The sequence below is a fragment of the Shinella sp. HY16 genome, assembly GCF_028534175.1.
GTDB lineage: Bacteria > Pseudomonadota > Alphaproteobacteria > Rhizobiales > Rhizobiaceae > Shinella.
This window is the reverse complement of the sequence record NZ_JAHYXL010000001.1, coordinates 2,819,910-2,836,620: the sequence shown is the minus strand read 5'-3', so window position 1 is coordinate 2,836,620 and position 16,711 is coordinate 2,819,910. Positions and strand designations below refer to the sequence as shown.

The 16,711-nt window shown below is 63.7% G+C and carries 18 protein-coding genes; 16 read left to right on the top strand and 2 right to left on the bottom strand.

The window, feature by feature from the left end:
* Positions 1-3: 3 nt before the first annotated feature.
* The 16 genes from livM to ureG all read left to right on the top strand — a co-directional run bounded on the left by livM (position 4) and on the right by ureG (position 12,520).
* Positions 4-1,392 (top strand): high-affinity branched-chain amino acid ABC transporter permease LivM, encoded by a 1,389-nt coding sequence (gene livM / locus K0P03_RS14125; RefSeq protein WP_050744072.1) that lies wholly within the window; start codon positions 4-6, stop codon positions 1,390-1,392.
* Positions 1,392-2,279: an ABC transporter ATP-binding protein gene (locus K0P03_RS14120; protein ID WP_024270834.1), complete on the top strand. Its 888-nt coding sequence runs from the start codon at positions 1,392-1,394 to the stop codon at positions 2,277-2,279. Before livM ends, K0P03_RS14120 begins: the two co-directional genes overlap by 1 nt.
* Positions 2,276-3,001: an ABC transporter ATP-binding protein gene (locus K0P03_RS14115; RefSeq protein ID WP_272789906.1), complete on the top strand. Its 726-nt coding sequence runs from the start codon at positions 2,276-2,278 to the stop codon at positions 2,999-3,001. The genes K0P03_RS14120 and K0P03_RS14115 overlap by 4 nt, the downstream gene beginning before the upstream one ends.
* A 106-nt stretch (positions 3,002-3,107) precedes the next feature.
* On the top strand, positions 3,108-3,452 hold the full coding sequence (locus K0P03_RS14110; protein ID WP_024270836.1) for a DUF6867 family protein: 345 nt from the start codon (positions 3,108-3,110) through the stop codon (positions 3,450-3,452).
* A 111-nt stretch (positions 3,453-3,563) separates the two neighbouring features.
* A complete protein-coding gene (locus K0P03_RS14105) occupies positions 3,564-4,682 on the top strand; it encodes a branched-chain amino acid ABC transporter substrate-binding protein (protein ID WP_023514116.1) in 1,119 nt (372 codons plus the stop codon).
* Positions 4,683-4,872: 190 nt separating this feature from the next.
* Positions 4,873-5,724: an urease accessory protein UreD gene (locus K0P03_RS14100; protein ID WP_272789905.1), complete on the top strand. Its 852-nt coding sequence runs from the start codon at positions 4,873-4,875 to the stop codon at positions 5,722-5,724.
* Positions 5,725-5,822: 98 nt separating this feature from the next.
* Positions 5,823-6,125, top strand: coding sequence for an urease subunit gamma (locus K0P03_RS14095; protein WP_023514118.1), 303 nt, complete (start codon positions 5,823-5,825; stop codon positions 6,123-6,125).
* A 4-nt stretch (positions 6,126-6,129) separates the two neighbouring features.
* On the top strand, positions 6,130-6,384 hold the full coding sequence (locus tag K0P03_RS14090) for a DUF1272 domain-containing protein (RefSeq protein WP_023514119.1): 255 nt from the start codon (positions 6,130-6,132) through the stop codon (positions 6,382-6,384).
* A 10-nt stretch (positions 6,385-6,394) separates the two neighbouring features.
* A complete protein-coding gene (locus tag K0P03_RS14085) occupies positions 6,395-6,700 on the top strand; it encodes an urease subunit beta (RefSeq protein WP_023514120.1) in 306 nt (101 codons plus the stop codon).
* 1 nt (position 6,701) lies between these two features.
* Entirely contained in the window at positions 6,702-7,136 is a 435-nt protein-coding gene (locus K0P03_RS14080) for a lysozyme inhibitor LprI family protein (protein ID WP_023514121.1), read from the top strand.
* An 11-nt stretch (positions 7,137-7,147) separates the two neighbouring features.
* On the top strand, positions 7,148-7,765 hold the full coding sequence (locus K0P03_RS14075; protein WP_272789904.1) for a Urease operon accessory protein: 618 nt from the start codon (positions 7,148-7,150) through the stop codon (positions 7,763-7,765).
* Positions 7,766-7,892: 127 nt separating this feature from the next.
* Positions 7,893-9,599: an urease subunit alpha gene (gene ureC, locus K0P03_RS14070; protein ID WP_272789903.1), complete on the top strand. Its 1,707-nt coding sequence runs from the start codon at positions 7,893-7,895 to the stop codon at positions 9,597-9,599.
* Positions 9,600-9,738: 139 nt separating this feature from the next.
* A complete protein-coding gene (locus tag K0P03_RS14065; RefSeq protein ID WP_050744077.1) occupies positions 9,739-10,572 on the top strand; it encodes a GGDEF domain-containing protein in 834 nt (277 codons plus the stop codon).
* Between the two features lie 107 nt (positions 10,573-10,679).
* Entirely contained in the window at positions 10,680-11,150 is a 471-nt protein-coding gene (gene ureE, locus K0P03_RS14060; RefSeq protein WP_082342414.1) for an urease accessory protein UreE, read from the top strand.
* A complete protein-coding gene (locus K0P03_RS14055; RefSeq protein ID WP_272789901.1) occupies positions 11,143-11,814 on the top strand; it encodes an urease accessory protein UreF in 672 nt (223 codons plus the stop codon). Before ureE ends, K0P03_RS14055 begins: the two co-directional genes overlap by 8 nt.
* Positions 11,815-11,908: 94 nt before the next feature.
* On the top strand, positions 11,909-12,520 hold the full coding sequence (gene ureG / locus K0P03_RS14050; RefSeq protein ID WP_050744079.1) for an urease accessory protein UreG: 612 nt from the start codon (positions 11,909-11,911) through the stop codon (positions 12,518-12,520).
* Positions 12,521-12,541: 21 nt separating this feature from the next.
* Here the strand turns inward: ureG and K0P03_RS14045 are convergent, their stop codons facing one another.
* Both K0P03_RS14045 and K0P03_RS14040 read right to left on the bottom strand, forming a co-directional pair.
* Positions 12,542-13,225, bottom strand: a complete 684-nt coding sequence (locus K0P03_RS14045; protein WP_023512057.1) for a Crp/Fnr family transcriptional regulator — start codon at positions 13,223-13,225, stop codon at positions 12,542-12,544.
* A 149-nt stretch (positions 13,226-13,374) separates the two neighbouring features.
* A complete protein-coding gene (locus K0P03_RS14040) occupies positions 13,375-16,686 on the bottom strand; it encodes an efflux RND transporter permease subunit (protein WP_023515439.1) in 3,312 nt (1,103 codons plus the stop codon).
* Positions 16,687-16,711: the final 25 nt, after the last annotated feature.

Genomic DNA, 16,711 nt, shown 5'->3' with positions numbered 1-16,711 from the left:
TCCATGTCCAACATTTCGAACACTCATGAGCGCGCCGGCGGGAACCTGACGGCGCAGGCTCTGCGCGAGGGCTTTTTTGCCGGTCTCGTCGCACTCGGCCTCTTCGTCCTCTTCGTCGGTCTCGAGACCACGCAGAACATCCGCAACGAGCTTGTGCTGAACCAGCGCTGGGGGCTGCTTGCGATCTTCGTGGTCGTCGCTGCCGTCGGCCGCTTCCTCTCCGTCGCCTATCTGCGTCCCTGGGCCGCGGCCCGCAAGGCGGCCGCTTCGGCCAAGCCGGCGGAAGGCGAGGAGAGCTTCTTCAAGCGCAACTTCAGCAAGATCGCCATCGTTGCGCTGCTCATCTATCCGCCGCTGATGGTCATGCTCTTCGGCGTGCAGGGCTCGCTGAAGTGGGTCGACAATTTCGGTATCCAGATCCTCATCTACGTGATGCTCGCCTGGGGCCTGAACATCGTCGTCGGTCTCGCCGGCCTGCTCGACCTCGGTTATGTCGCCTTCTATGCGGTCGGTGCCTATTCCTACGCGCTGCTGTCTCAGCAGTTCGGCTTCTCTTTCTGGATCCTGCTCCCGCTCGCCGGCATCCTTGCGGCCTTCTGGGGCATGATCCTCGGCTTCCCGGTGCTGCGCCTGAAGGGTGACTACCTTGCCATCGTGACGCTGGCCTTCGGGGAAATCATCCGTCTCGTGCTCATCAACTGGACGGAAGTGACCCGCGGCACCTTCGGCGTGTCGGGCATTCCCAAGGCTTCGGTCTTCGGTATCTGGTCGTTCGACGTCAGCGCGCCGAACAACTTCGCCAAGGCCTTCGGTCTGCCGATGTCCTCGGCCTATTACAAGATCTTCCTCTTCTATCTCATCCTGGCGCTGGCCCTGCTCACCGCCTACGTGACGATCCGCCTGCGCCGCATGCCGATCGGCAGAGCCTGGGAAGCGTTGCGTGAAGACGAGATCGCCTGCCGTTCGCTCGGCATCAACACGGTGACGACCAAGCTGACGGCTTTCTCCATCGGCGCGATGTTCGGCGGTTTTGCCGGCTCCTTCTTCGCTGTGCGCCAGGGCTTCGTGTCGCCGGAAAGCTTCGTCTTCCTCGAATCGGCGATCATCCTTGCCATCGTCGTTCTCGGCGGCATGGGCTCGCTCGTCGGTATCGCCATTGCCGCGGCGGTCATGGTCGGCGGTACGGAGCTCCTGCGCGAGATGACGTTCCTCAAGTCCATTTTCGGACCTGACTTCACGCCGGAACTCTACCGCATGCTGATCTTCGGCCTCGCCATGGTCGTCGTCATGGTCTGGAAGCCGCGCGGCTTCGTCGGAAGCCGTGAGCCGACCGCGTTCCTCAAGGAGCGCAAGGCGGTCTCCGGCAGCTTTACCAAGGAAGGGCACGGCTGATGGCGCCCGGAACGAATACGATGACGAAAGATCCCATCCTGAAAGTAGAGCATCTGTCGATGCGCTTCGGTGGTCTCATGGCCATCAACGACCTCTCCTTCGAGGCCTACCGCGGCGACATCACGGCGCTCATCGGCCCCAACGGTGCCGGCAAGACCACGGTGTTCAACTGCGTGACGGGCTTCTACAAGCCGACCATGGGCATGATCACCATGTGCCAGAAGGGCGGCAAGCAGTTCCTGCTGGAGCGCATGACCGACTTCGAGGTCAACCGCGATGCCAAGGTGGCGCGCACCTTCCAGAACATCCGGCTGTTTTCCGGCCTGACGGTTCTGGAGAACCTGCTCGTCGCCCAGCACAACATGCTGATGAAGGCCTCCGGCTATACGATCCTCGGCCTACTCGGCATGCCCGCCTACAAGAAGGCTGCCGGCGAATCGATCGATGTCGCAAAGTACTGGCTGGAAAAGGCGAATCTCATCGAGCGTGCCGACGACCCGGCGGGCGATCTGCCCTACGGCGCGCAGCGGCGTCTGGAAATCGCCCGCGCCATGTGCACGGGGCCGGAGTTCCTGTGCCTCGACGAGCCGGCCGCAGGCCTCAACCCGCGCGAATCGCTGGCGCTCAACGAACTCCTGCGCTCGATCCGCAACGACAGCGGCACGTCGATCCTGCTCATCGAGCACGACATGTCCGTTGTCATGGAGATTTCCGACCATGTGGTCGTGCTCGAATATGGGCAGAAGATCTCCGACGGCACGCCGGACCATGTGAAGAACGATCCGAAGGTTATCGCGGCCTATCTCGGTGTCGAAGATGATGAGGTCGAAGAGGTGATCGAGCAAATCGAGGTGATCGAGGGCACGCAGGGAGGATCGCAGGAATGAGCGATACGCTTCTCAGCGTCAAAGGCGTGGAAACCTACTACGGCAATATCCGCGCACTCGCCGGCGTCGATGTCGAGGTCAAGAAGGGCGAGATCGTCTCGCTCATCGGTGCGAACGGCGCCGGCAAGTCGACCCTGATGATGACGATCTGCGGCAGCCCGCAGGCCCGCGCCGGCACCGTCACGTTCGACGGCGAGGACATCACCCGTCTGCCGACGCATCTGGTCGCCCGTCGTCGTATCGCCCAGTCGCCGGAAGGGCGCCGCATCTTCCCGCGCATGACGGTCTATGAAAATCTCCAGATGGGCGCGAGCCTCGACAATCTGAAGTATTTCAACGAGGACGTGGAAAAGATCTTCACGCTCTTCCCGCGGCTCAAGGAGCGTCAGGCCCAGCGCGGCGGCACGCTTTCGGGCGGCGAGCAGCAGATGCTCTCCATCGGTCGTGCGCTGATGGCGCGTCCGAAGCTCCTGCTTCTCGACGAGCCCTCGCTCGGTCTTGCCCCGCTGATCGTCAAGGGCATCTTCGACGCGATCAAGAAGCTCAACCAGAACGAGGGCCTCACGGTGTTCCTCGTCGAGCAGAACGCCTTCGCCGCTCTCAAACTCTCCGACCGGGCCTATGTGATGGTCAACGGTCAGGTGACGATGAGCGGTTCGGGCAAGGAACTTCTGGCCAATCCGGAAGTGCGCGCCGCCTATCTCGAAGGCGGCCGGCACTGAGGGTGGTCCCGCGCAGGACCCGCATGGATCCTGCGCCGATCCTAGGATTTACGGCGGCTGGCGCATATCCTGCGGGACGCGCGGCCCTGTAAGGGGAGTATGTATTATGCAGGGAATTCTCTACGAAGAACCGTCGATCTGGCAGTTCCTGTTCATCACCGTCATCATGGGCGGCTGGACGGCCTGGCGTACCGGCAAGAGCGTCGCCGAGAACTGGCAGAGCTACGCCACGCTGGTGATTTACGTGCTTCTGCTCGGTGCGGCGATCCGCTTCGTTCACCATGCGCTGTTCCACGGCACCATGCTCACGGTGCAATACTATGTCGTGGACACGGTCGTGCTTTTGTTGTTTGCTACGCTGGGTTACCGCTACTATCGCACGCGGCAGATGACCAATAACTATTACTGGCTCTATGAAAAGGCATCGCCCTTTTCCTGGAAAGCGAAATAACCAGAGGGAAGCCCGCGGCCGGTTTTCGGTCGCGGCATAACGATATCGGCGCAATGATGCGGGTGTTGCGACCGGTTGAAACAAGCCCGCTTTAAATTTGGGAGTAACAATATGAAGAAGTCTCTCATGTCGGCTGTTGCTTTGGCTGCAATGGTCGCCTTCAGCGGCAGCGCCTGGGCCGACATCCTGATCGGCGTCGGCGGCCCGCTGACCGGTCCGAACGCCGCCTTCGGCGCGCAGCTGCAGAAGGGTGCCGAGCAGGCCGCTGCCGATCTCAATGCAGCCGGTGGCATCAATGGCGAGCAGGTCAAGATCGTGCTTGGCGACGACGTTTCCGACCCGAAGCAGGGCGTTTCGGTCGCCAACAAGTTCGTCGCTGATGGCGTGAAGTTCGTGGTTGGTCACTTCAACTCGGGCGTTTCCATCCCGGCTTCGGAAATCTATGCGGAAAACGGCGTCCTGCAGATCTCGCCGGCATCCACCAACCCGACCTACACCGAGCGTGGCCTGTGGAACACCTTCCGTACCTGCGGCCGTGACGACCAGCAGGGTGCTGTTGCCGGTTCCTTCGTTGCTGCCAACTTCAAGGACGCCAAGGTCGCCGTCCTGCACGACAAGACGCCGTATGGCCAGGGTCTTGCCGACGAGACCAAGAAGTCGATGAACGAAGCCGGCGTCACCGAAGCCATCTATGAAGGCGTCAATGTCGGCGACAAGGACTTCTCCGCACTCATCGCCAAGATGAAGGAAGCCGGCGTTTCGGTCGTCTATTGGGGCGGCCTGCACACCGAGTTCGGCCTCATCGAGCGCCAGTCCGCAGACCAGGGCCTGAAGGCCACCTTCATCTCGGGCGACGGCATCGTTTCGAACGAACTGGCTTCCATCGCCGGCGATGCCGTCGACGGCACGCTGATGACCTTTGCGCCCGATCCGCGCAAGAACCCGGCCGCCAAGGACCTCGTCGAGAAGTTCCGCGCTGCCGGCTTCGAGCCGGAAGCCTACACGCTCTATGCCTATGCTGCCGTTCAGGTCATCGCTGAAGGCGCCAAGGCTGCCGGCGGTACCGACGCGCAGGCCGTTGCCGAAGCCATCAAGTCCAAGGGTCCGTTCCAGACCGCGATCGGCGAACTCGGCTTCGACGAAAAGGGCGACATCACCCGTCCGGACTACGTCATGTACACCTGGAAGAAGGGTGAAGACGGCAAGTACACCTACATTCAGAACGAGTAGTCGTTCTGACGGAACGGGCGGCGCATTGCACGTCGCCCGGCCGCTTGAGCTTGAGCCCGGCCTTCGTGCCGGGCTTTTTTGTCGCCGGCGGGGCTCTGCGATGATGGTGGGCACACGGTTGGGGCTTGCGTGTCGAGGCGTCCTGGTGAAACCTGCACCAAAGAGTGTCCCAACTCCGGTATCGAAACCCATGAACATTTATGCAGAACCGCCATCTGGTCTTGAAGGGGAGGTTCCTTCCCAGCGCCTTCAACGCGCACGCGGGCACGGGCGACTGGCTGCGAAGGCTTCTGCCGCCGGCACGCGGCTCGACGTGCTCTTCCAGGAGGGCTGCGCCAAGATCCGCCTGCCCAAGACCTTCGACGGAACGATGGAAGCGGTGTTGATCAACACGGCAGGTGGGCTCACCGGCGGGGACCGTGTCCTCTGGGAGCTGGAGGCTCGCGCCGGAACGCGCCTGACGGCGACCACGCAGGCCTGTGAACGGGCCTACAAGGCACATGCGTCCACTGCGAGTGTGGAGACCCGCATTGCTGTCGGTGCCGGTGCGCGAGTCGACTGGCTGCCGCAGGAGACCATTCTCTTTGATCAGGCGGCACTCGGCCGCCGGCTGGAGGTGGATCTTGCCGAAGACGCCACGTTCCTTGCGGTCGAGGCCATTCTGCTCGGTCGCAAGGCGATGGGCGAGCGTATGGAGGCCGGGGTTTTCCGGGACCGCTGGCGCATCCGCCGCGCCGGCCGGCTGATCCATGCGGAGGAAACCGCGCTGGCCGGCGGGATTGCCGCGCTGGCGGACCAAAGGGCGACATTGGCCGGTGCTCGTGCCTTCGCCACCGTGCTCTTCTGTGGCGCTGCAGCAGAGGCGCATCTGGAGCCGCTGCGCCGGCTGCTGGTGGACGGGGAGGGCGGTGCCAGCCATTGGCAGGACAAGCTCGTTCTGCGCCTCGTTGCGCCCGATGGGTTCGCGCTTCGCAAAAAGCTGATCCCGATCATTTCGCACCTGCGTGGCGGCGCGGGCGTACCGAAAGTGTGGACCCTCTGACCCCCTGCGGTTTCGAGCCGGGTTCCTGTTTTACGTATGTCATGCGCGCAATTCCCCTGTTTAATATCGTACGACGTGAATCAAGCGATGGACCATCCATGAACCTGACTCCCCGCGAAAAGGACAAACTGCTGATCGCCATGGCCGCGATCGTGGCGCGCAAGCGGCTGGAACGCGGCGTGAAGCTCAACCATCCCGAGGCGATCGCGTTGATTACCGATTTCGTCGTCGAGGGTGCGCGTGACGGCCGGGCGGTTGCCGAGCTGATGGAAGCAGGTGCCCACGTGCTGGCGCGCAACCAGGTGATGGAGGGCATTCCCGAGATGATCCACGACATTCAAGTCGAGGCGACCTTCCCCGACGGCACGAAGCTCGTGACCGTGCACGAACCGATCAGGTGAGATCATGCTGGACCTTCGACCGAACTGCGAATGCTGCGACCGCGACCTGCCGCCGGAAAGCCCGGAGGCGATGATCTGCACGTTCGAATGCACCTTCTGCACCGATTGCGTGACGGGTGTTCTTGGCGGTGCCTGTCCGAACTGCGGCGGCGAGTTCGTGCGCCGCCCGGTCCGGCCTGCGGCACTGCTCGCAAAATATCCGGCCTCCACCAAGCGGGTCCTGAAGGCCGAAGGCTGCGGGCCGGCAGCCGCGGCGTGAGGAGGGTATCATGATCCCCGGTGAAATCATTGCCGCTTCCGGCGACCTCGAACTCAATGCCGGCTTGCCGGTCACCACGCTAGATGTTTCCAACACCGGCGACCGGCCGATCCAGGTCGGCAGCCACTACCATTTTTACGAAACCAATGCGGGTCTCGCCTTCGATCGGGAGAAGGCGCGGGGCCTGCGTCTCGACATTCCAGCCGGCACGGCGGTGCGTTTCGAGCCGGGGCAGACCCGTACGGTTCATCTCATTCCTTTTGCCGGCAAGCGCGAAATCTACGGTTTCCGCCAGGGCGTGATGGGGAAGCTCTGACATGGTGATACGTTCCTGCCTCCTGCTCGCCACCGCGCTCCTTCTTCTCTCTGCCCCTATGGCCGCCGCGCAGGACGGTGAGCCGGAGGTTGATTGCCAAAACGCCCAGGCACAGATCGAGATGAACATCTGCGCCGGCCGCGATTATGAAGCCGCCGACGAAGAACTGAATGCCGCCTACAAGGTGACCATGGCCGCGGCGCGCAAGATGGACGAACAGGCCCGCGAGATGGGCGAGCACTATGTCGGCGCCGTTGACGCGTTGAAACGTGCCCAGCGAGCCTGGATCGGCTACCGGGACGGGCAGTGCGAGCTGGCCGGCTTCGAGGCGCGCGGCGGCTCCATGGAACCGATGCTGGTTTCCGGTTGCCTCGCCGACCTGACGCGCAAACGCACGGCCGAACTGAAGGCCGTCTCCGAATTTTCCGGAAATTGAGGAGGCGGGCGGTGTCGCGCAGGATCGCCATTGTCGGAAACGGGCCCGTGCCAGACGGGCTTGCCGCGGCGATCGATGCTGCCGATCTCGTGATCCGCTTCAACGACTGCCGCTCCCTGGGGCGCGGGGGTGACAGGACCGATATCGTGGCGGTCTGCAACACCGGCCGCCCGGCCCTGGCGATGCTGGGCAGTGGCCATTGGAAGGCAAGTGCCGCGGTGCGGCAGGCGCGCGAATTCTGGTGCGTGCGAGCCGCGCAGATGTTTGCCGCCATGCGCCCGGCCCTTGCCGTGAGCCATCCCGATCTTGACGATTTCTGCGACGACTACACGCTCGGCTTCGAGACATTCGCGCACGCCACCGGCCGGCGGATCGACGTGATCCCGTCTGCGGTGCATCATGCGCTCGATGCTGCGCTGGCGGTCTTCGACCCGCCACCCTATGTGGTGCCGAGTTCCGGGCTGATCGTCATCGCCCATGTGCTCGACACCGTCGCCAAGGCGGGCGATCGTGTTTCCATCGCCGGGTTCGGTCACGAAGGGTGGCAATGGCACCCCTTTGTCGCCGAGCGGCGCTGGGTGGATGCCCAGATTGCTGCCGGCCGTCTCGACCGGCTGGAGCGCCTCTGATGGGCGCCGATCTACCGGAGCGGCTCCCGATCTTTTGCCGCCTTGCGCGACGCCAAAGCGATGCCGCTCCGGTTGGCAAAGTTTCCGACCATCCGAACAAGACACCTGCCTCCCGGGGAAGTTGACCATGTCCTATCGAATGTCCCGTGCCGCCTATGCCAACATGTTCGGCCCAACCATCGGCGACAGGGTACGGCTGGCCGATACCGAGCTCTTCGCCGAGGTGGAAAGGGATTTCACCAGCTATGGCGACGAGGTGAAGTTCGGTGGCGGCAAGGTCATCCGCGACGGCATGGGCCAGAGCCAGGCAACGCGAGCCGAGGGGGCCGTCGACACGGTCATCACCAATGCGCTGGTCATCGACCACACCGGTATCTTCAAGGCCGATGTGGGCCTCAAGAACGGTCGCATCGCTGCGGTTGGCAAGGCGGGCAATCCCGATACGCAGCCCGGCGTCACCATCATTGTCGGCCCCTCGACCGAGGTGATTGCAGGTGAGGGCAAGATCCTCACGGCGGGCGGCATGGACGCCCATATCCACTACATCTGCCCGCAGCAGATCGAGGAAGCGCTGGCGAGCGGCATCACCATGATGCTTGGCGGCGGCAGCGGCCCGGCACATGGTACGCTTGCCACCACCTGCACGGGCGCCTGGCATATCGAGCGCATGATCGAGAGCTTTGACGCCTTTCCGATGAACCTGGCGCTCGCCGGCAAGGGCAATGCCTCACTGCCGGCGGCGATCGAGGAAATGGTGAAGGCCGGGGCCTGCGCGCTGAAGCTGCACGAGGATTGGGGGACGACGCCGGCGGCGATCGACTGCTGCCTTTCCGTCGCTGATGACTACGACGTGCAGGTTATGATCCATACGGACACGCTGAACGAAAGTGGCTTCGTCGAGGACACGATGGCCGCCATCAAAGGCCGCACCATCCATGCCTTCCACACCGAGGGGGCGGGCGGCGGCCATGCGCCGGACATCATCAAGGTGTGTGGCCATGCCAATGTCATTCCGTCCTCGACCAATCCGACACGACCCTACACGGTCAACACGATCTCCGAACATCTCGACATGCTGATGGTCTGCCATCACCTGTCGTCGTCGATTCCGGAGGACATCGCCTTTGCCGAGAGCCGTATCCGCAAGGAGACTATCGCGGCCGAGGACATCCTGCACGATATCGGCGCCTTCTCGATCATCTCCTCTGACAGCCAGGCCATGGGCCGCGTCGGGGAGGTGGCGATCCGCACCTGGCAGACCGCCGACAAGATGAAGCGCCAGCGCGGCCGCCTTGCCGGCGAGACGGGCGAGAACGACAACCTGCGCATCCGTCGCTACATCGCGAAATACACAATCAATCCGGCGATCGCCCATGGCCTCAGCCACGAGATCGGCTCCGTCGAGGTCGGCAAGCGGGCCGACCTCGTCTTGTGGAACCCGGCTTTCTTCGGTGTGAAGCCGGACATGGTGTTGATCGGCGGCGGGATTGCGATGGCGCCGATGGGCGATCCGAACGCTTCCATCCCGACGCCGCAGCCGGTGCACTACCGCCCGATGTTCGGTGCCTTCGGCAAGATGCGCACCAATTCCTCCGTCACCTTCGTCTCGCAGGCGGCGATCGATCTCGGCCTGCGCGAGCGGCTCGGCGTCGCCAAGCAGCTGCTGCCGGTGCGCAACACGCGGACCATCTCCAAGGCCTCGATGGTGCTGAACGACCTGACGCCGCATATCGAGGTGGATCCGGAGACCTACGAGGTGCGGGTGGACGGCGAATTGCTGACCTGCGAGCCCGCGACCGTGCTGCCGATGGCACAGCGCTATTTCCTTTTCTAGGCGGCTGCCGGCCAAGCGGACCTTTCCGCATATCCCTTAACGGAAGTTTCAAAACGGGACAGTTAAACTTCTAGCGAAGGCATTAGCTGAATCTGAAAGAAAGTGCCTTAGGGTCTCCTTGTTCATTATGGAGAGATGTATGCGTGGCAGGCTGGCCCTTTGGCTGAGGGCCCAGTGGGAGGCGGGTGTCTTCCAGACGCGGGCCGATATTTCGATGTTCGTGCTGAACACCGTCCTGGTGACCATCACGCTTGCCACTGCGGGCTATCTGATGGCTACGGCAATCCTCGCGAACTTCGGCCTGCTCCCCAACCCCTTTGCTGCCGCTCTCGGTTTCGATACTCCCACGACGGTGCTGGTCGCGGCGAGCGTTTCGGCCCTGATCGCCTGGCTTCTGGGCATGGCAGTGCATGAAATGGCGCTGTCACGCGCCGAATTGGAACGGCTCAGCCGGCTGGATTCGCTGTCAGGCCTCCTGAACCGGCGGGCTTTCATCGCTGATATGGCGGAGAAGAAGGTTAACGGCTTTTTCGTGCTGTTCGATGTCGATCGATTCAAGCTTGTCAACGACACGCATGGGCAAGCGGTGGGCGATGCGGTCATCGTTGCCGTTGCAGAGGAGCTTGAGCGGGTCTTTGCCGCTCCCCATCTCGTCGGGCGTGTCGGCGGCGAGGAGTTCGCCGTCTTCATCGAGAACGACGACCGCGGGGATTGCAGCCTGCTGGTGGAGGAAGCCCGTCGTTCCGTTGCTGCGCGCCGAGTCGCGGGTGCCAAGGGTCCGGTCACCGTCACCCTGTCGGCCGGCATCGCGGATCGAGCTCAAGGCCGGTCGTTCGAAGCGATCTTCGAGGCGGCGGACCGGGCGCTCTATCTTGCCAAGTCGCTCGGCCGCGACCGGACGATCCATGAGGACGAGGGTGAGGGACTGCTGGAGCCGAGCCGCCGCGTTGCCGCTGGCGGGCGCCGGCGCTGATGACGACCTACGCCAAATGACGTAGGTCGATGCTTCGGCGGTTTCCTCGACAGGGCAAACGTGCTCTTGTCGGGGGGACTTGATCCATCGAGACCCGAGGTCGCCTCTTGCCCCATCGCTCCACGGAAATCCTGCCGTACGGAACCGGCGGATCCCGCACGCCCATCGACGCCGTCATTCTCGCCCATGATCAGCGCCATGTGCGTCGCAAGCTCCTGCACATGCGCAGCGACGATGTCGTGATGCTCGATCTCCGCGAACCCGTACAGCTTGCCCATGGCGATCTCCTGCTCACGGAAGCGGGCGAGGTGATCGAGGTGATCGCCGCTGCGGAGGAGCTCTACGAGGTGGTGCCGAAGGATCGCCTGCATCTTGTCGAGCTTGCCTGGCACCTCGGCAACCGTCACCTGCCGGCGCAGATTGAGGACATGCGTATCCTCATCCTGCGCGACCATGTGATCCGGGATATGCTGAAGGGGCTCGGTGCTGCGGTGCGGGATGTCGTGGAGCCCTTCCATCCGCTGCGCGGCGCCTATCACGGCGCGGGGCACGGCCGCCACCATCACAGCCATGGCTGACACGGCGTCGCCTGCGGCTCTGCTGCGCCTGATGACCTGGCTCTCGCCGGCCTTTCCAGTCGGTGCCTTCTCCTATTCCGGCGGTTTGGAGCAGGTGGTGAGCGATGGCGATGTGAGCGATGCGGAAACGCTCCGTACCTGGCTCGTGAGCATCCTTGCGCACGGCAATCTCTGGAACGATGCCGTGCTTTTCGCCGAGGCGCATCGGGCCTTCGGCGATGCCGGGCAGCTGACGGAGGTTGCCGAACTCGCGGCGGCATTGTCGGGCTCAGCGGAGCGGTATCGTGAGACGACGCTGCAGGGCGAGGCCTTTCTCGCCGCTGCGGCGAGCTGGCCGCATCCGGTGTTGGCGACGCTCGGTGCCGTCGCCGCCTATCCGGTGGCCGTCGCTGCCGTTTCGGGCGGGCATGGCGTTGCGGCCGAGGCGGCGCTTGTCGCCTATCTGCACGCGGTCGCCTCGAACCTTACCTCGGTCGCCATCCGCTGTGGCGTTATCGGCCAGCGGGGTGGCGTGGCGCTACTAGCGGAGCTGGAGGGGACGATCCTCACGCTTGCGGCGGCGGCAGCCCGTTCGACGCTCGATGATCTCGGTTCGGCGGCCATCCGGGCGGATATCGCCAGTCTGCGGCACGAGACGCTGGCGACACGGCTGTTTCGCTCATGACGGCGCGTGCGGCGATGCGCGGCACGGCGCGGAGTTTCAACGAAGGGGTTGCGGCGCTCCCGGCCGGCTATCCCGGATCTACCGGAGGTTTCCCATGACATCGAAGAATGGCCCCCTGCGCGTCGGCATCGGTGGCCCGGTCGGCTCGGGCAAGACGGCGCTCACCGAAAAGCTCTGCAAGGCGATGCGCGAGCACTTTTCCGTCGCGGTCGTTACCAACGACATCTATACGAAGGAGGATGCCGAGGCGCTGGTGCGCATGCAGGCGCTGTCGTCCGACCGCATCGTCGGCGTCGAGACGGGCGGCTGCCCGCACACGGCGATCCGCGAGGATGCTTCGATCAACCTCCAGGCCATTGCCGATCTCAACCGGCGGTTCCCCGATCTCGACGTGGTCTTTATCGAATCGGGCGGAGACAATCTGGCCGCAACCTTCTCGCCGGATCTCGCGGACCTGACGATCTATGTCATTTCGGTCTGCCAGGGAGAGGAGATCCCGCGCAAGGGCGGGCCGGGTATCACGCGTTCGGACCTGCTGGTCATCAACAAGAAGGATCTTGCCCCCCATGTCGGGGCAGATCTGGACGTCATGCAGCGCGACGCCGAGCGCATGCGCGCCGCCCGGCCCTTCGTCTTCTCCGATATGAAGCGGGGAGAGGGGGTCGGCCGTATCGTTGATTTCCTGCGCGTCGAGGGCGGCCTCTGATCCCGCCCCGGCAAACGTCTCTCAGATCCGTCGAAGGGCTTCGGGGTCGCTTACATGGACGAGCCGGCCGCGCACATTGACGCCGTGGCTGCGCAGCATCGAGAAGGCGCGCGACAGTGCCTCGGGTGCAAGGCCGAGCCTGCCGGCGAGCAGGCTCTTCTGGTAGGGCAGGCGGAAACTTGTCGCCTTGTCGTCTGCCGGGCACTGGGCGAGCAGGTAGCGCGCCACGCGCTGCGGTGCGGTGTGCAGCCGGTCGTCGGCAAGGCTGGCAAAGGCCCGTGACAGTTGGCCGGACAAGGCGTTGGCGAGCGCCATCGCCAGATCCGGCCGCCGCCCTGCAATGTCGCGCACGCGCTTCAGGTCGAAACGCGCGATGAGGGAAGGCTCGGCGGCCTGGGCAGTAGCACCGTAGCGGCTTCCGTCGAGCACGACGCTTGCGCCGATGAGGTCGCCGGGACCGTAGAGTTCGACATCTGCTTCCCGGCCGTCCGGGTCGAGCTTGTAGACGCGCACATAGCCGGAGAGAACGGAATGCAGCATGTCCGCCGGCTCACCCTCGCGAAACAGCATCTGGCGTGCCGGCAGGTTGCCGATCGCCGCTATCTCCATCATCGCCGCCACGCTCTCCACGCCAAGGGCGGACAAGAGGCCGGAATTCAGCAGGGTTTCCCGTTCCCGGGCACCGGGTTTCATCAGCCTGTTCATCGATCTCACTCCATGCTCCCGCAGGCATCATCGGTCTTCGATGGGAGAACGATAGTCGAGGAAGAGGAAGTCTTATTTGATTTCGATCAATGAATACGAAAACGGCCGGTTCGACGTCTGTCGAACCGGCCGTTTGTTTGGCTTTGCCGTTATTCCGCGGCGAGTGGCGAGTGATGCACCACGCTGAAGGGCTTCCGCCCGCCATTTTTCTTCTCGAGCGTCTCGATACGCTTTTCGAGGTCGGCGACGTCGCGGCTGGTCTGGTCCGCCAGGCGGGTCAGCGCCTCCGGCTCCATGGCCAGCAGCTCATCGTCCTTCTTGCCGACAAAGCGGCCAAAAATCCAGCCGAGCAGGCGGGACAGATCGTCCATGATGAGGAAGAAGGACGGAACGACGACGAGCGAGAGCACGGTCGACACGATGATGCCGCCGATGACGGCGATCGCCATGGGCGAACGGAAGGAGCCGCCTTCGCCGACACCGAGCGCCGAGGGCAGCATGCCGGCCGACATGGCGATCGAGGTCATGACGATGGGGCGGGCGCGCTTGCGACCGGCCTCGATCATGGCTTCCACCCGCTCCATGCCGTGATGCATCATCTCGATGGCGAAATCGACGAGCAGGATGGCGTTCTTCGTCACGATGCCCATCAGCATGAGGATGCCGATGAGGACGGGCATGGAAAGCGCGTTCTGCGTCAAGATGAGGCCAGCGGCCACGCCGCCGATGGCGAGCGGCAGCGACAGGAGGATCGTGAAGGGCTGGATGACGTCCTTGAAGAGCAGGATCAGCACCATCAGCACGAGCAGCAGGCCGAGCAGCATCGCATTGGCGAAGGACTGCTGCATTTCCCCCTGGATCTCGGCGTCGCCGCTCTCGGCGAATTGCACGGTAGGCGGCATGTCGATGCTGTTCGCGATCTCCTTGAAGCGGGCGGTGGCCGTGTCCAGCGCAACGCCGGGCTTGAGGTCGGATCCGATGGAGACGACGCGGTTGCGGTTGTGCCGCTTCACCGAGCTCGGACCTTCCGAATATTCGATGTCGGCGACGCTCGACAGCGGTACCATCTGGCCGCTCGCCGTCTGGATCTTCAGGTCGCGGATGGCCGAAAGGTCGGCGCGGAAATCGCGGTCGACCTGCACGCGGATGGGGATCAGGCGATCGTCCAGCGAGACCTTGCTGAGCTGGGAATCGATGTCGCCGATGGTGGCGACGCGGACGATTTCCGAGATCTGCGCCGTCGTGATGCCGAGGCGGGCCATCTGGTCGTCGCGCGGACGGATCTGTAGTTCCGGCCGCGGCAGCGAGCCTTCGGAGCTGATATTGGCCAGGACCGGATCGGCGCGCAGTTTCGATTCCAGCACGGCGACGGTGTTGTTGAGGTCCGCCTCGTTGTTGGAGAGAAGGTTGAAGGCAAGGTCGCGTTCGCCGCGATCGTTGAGCTTGATGATGCGCACGTCCGGAATGTCGCGCAGGCCCGCGAAGATCTCCCGCTCGATATCCCATTGCGGACGCAGGCGGCCCTTCGCCTCCACCTTCGGCAGATAAGGTCCGATGACCGGAATCCCGCCGAGCACGTCGTTCACCAGCTTGTGGGTGAGCGAGTGCTCGAGCTTGTCGAGGATGACGGTCACCGAGGCGCGGCGCAGCTCGAGATCGCCCTTCGGCGAGGAGCCGCCGAGCACGAAGACGCTTTCCACACCATCGATGTCCTTGACCTTCTCATAGATCTGCGTCGTCGTACGATCGGTATCGTCGAGCATCGCATCCGGCGGCAGTTCGACAGAGAGAACGACGCGGGAAGCGTCTTCCGGCGGCAGGAAGCTGCCGGGAACGGTGAAGAGCAGCATGACGGAGGCGATAAGGAAGGCGACGGCGGCAAGGAGCGTCGCATAGCGGGCATACCACTTGCGCGTCGTCGTGCTGACGACCCAAGTGTAGAAGCGCATGAAGACGCCTTCCTTCTCCTCGCCATGGCCGTCGGCATCGCCGGAGCGCATGAGATAGGCCGCCATGACGGGCGTTATGAGGCGCGCCACCGCAAGGGAGAAGAACACGGCCACCGCGACCGTCAGACCGAACTGGATGAAGTACTGGCCCGGAATGCCCGGCATGAAGGAGACCGGCACGAAGACTGCGATGATGGTGAAGGTCGTCGCGATGACGGCAAGGCCGATTTCGTCGGCGGCCTCGATCGCGGCCCGGTAGGGTGTCTTGCCCATGCGGATATGCCGGGCGATGTTCTCGATCTCCACGATCGCGTCGTCAACGAGGATGCCGGTCGCCAGCGTCAGCGCCAGGAAGGAGACGAGGTTCAGCGAGAAGCCGAGCATGTCCATGACGAAGAAGGTGGGGATCGCCGAAAGCGGTAGCGCCACGGCGGAGATCAGCGTCGCCCGCCAGTTGCGCAGGAAGAGCAGCACGACGGCGACGGCAAGCAGTGCGCCTTCCAGAAGCGTGTGCAGCGCCGCTTCATAATTGCCATAGGTGAAGTAAACGGCATCATCGACGAGATCGATCGAGACGTCGGGATATTGCTTGCGCACCGTGTCGAGCGAGGTGGCGACGGATTCGGCGACCGTCACTTCGCTGGCGCCTTTCGAGCGGAACACGGCGAAGGTGACGACGGGATTGCCGTTGAAGCGTGAGAAGGAGCGCGGCTCCTCATAGGTGTCGGTGACCGTGCCGAGTTCGGAAAGCCGCACGAAACGGCCGTTCGGCAGCGCGATCATCGTGCCGTTGAGCTTTTCGACGGAGCGGGCGTCGCCGAGCGTACGGATCGCCTGCTCGGCGCCGGCGACCTGGCCGCGGCCCGAGCCGACATCGGCGTTCATGCTGCGGATCTGCCGGTTGACGTCGGCGGCCGAGATGCCGAAGGAATCGAGCTTGCCTGGATTGAGGTCGATGCGCACCTCGCGGTCGGCGCCGCCGAAGCGATCGATCTTGCCGATGCCCGGCCGGCCCTGCAGGGCACGCTTGACCTTGTCGTCGACGAACCAGGACAGCTCCTCGAGCGTCATATTGGGCGAGGAGACGGCAAAGCTCTGGATCGCCTGGCCTTCCACGTCGATCTTCGTGACGACGGGCTCTTCCACAGAGGCCGGCAGGTCGCTGCGGATACGGTCGATCGCGTCCTTGACGTCCTGAAGCGCCTGGTTGGTCGGCTTTTCGATCTCGAAGAGCACGGATGTGACGGAGCTGCCGTCGGTGACGGTCGACATGATGTCGTCGACGCCTTCGATGCCGGCGACCGCGTCCTCGATCTCCTTGGTGACCTGAACCTCCAGCTCGGCGGGGGCCGCGCCGCTCTGCTCGACGGTGATGGCGATCAGGGGAACGTCGATATTGGGAAAACGGGTGATCGGCAGGGCATAGAAGGATTGGATGCCGACATACATCAGCAGGAAAAACCCGAGCAGCGGCGCAATCGGATTGCGAATGGACCAAGCTGAAAAATTCATGTCCCCAAAGTCCTTGGTAAGAGAC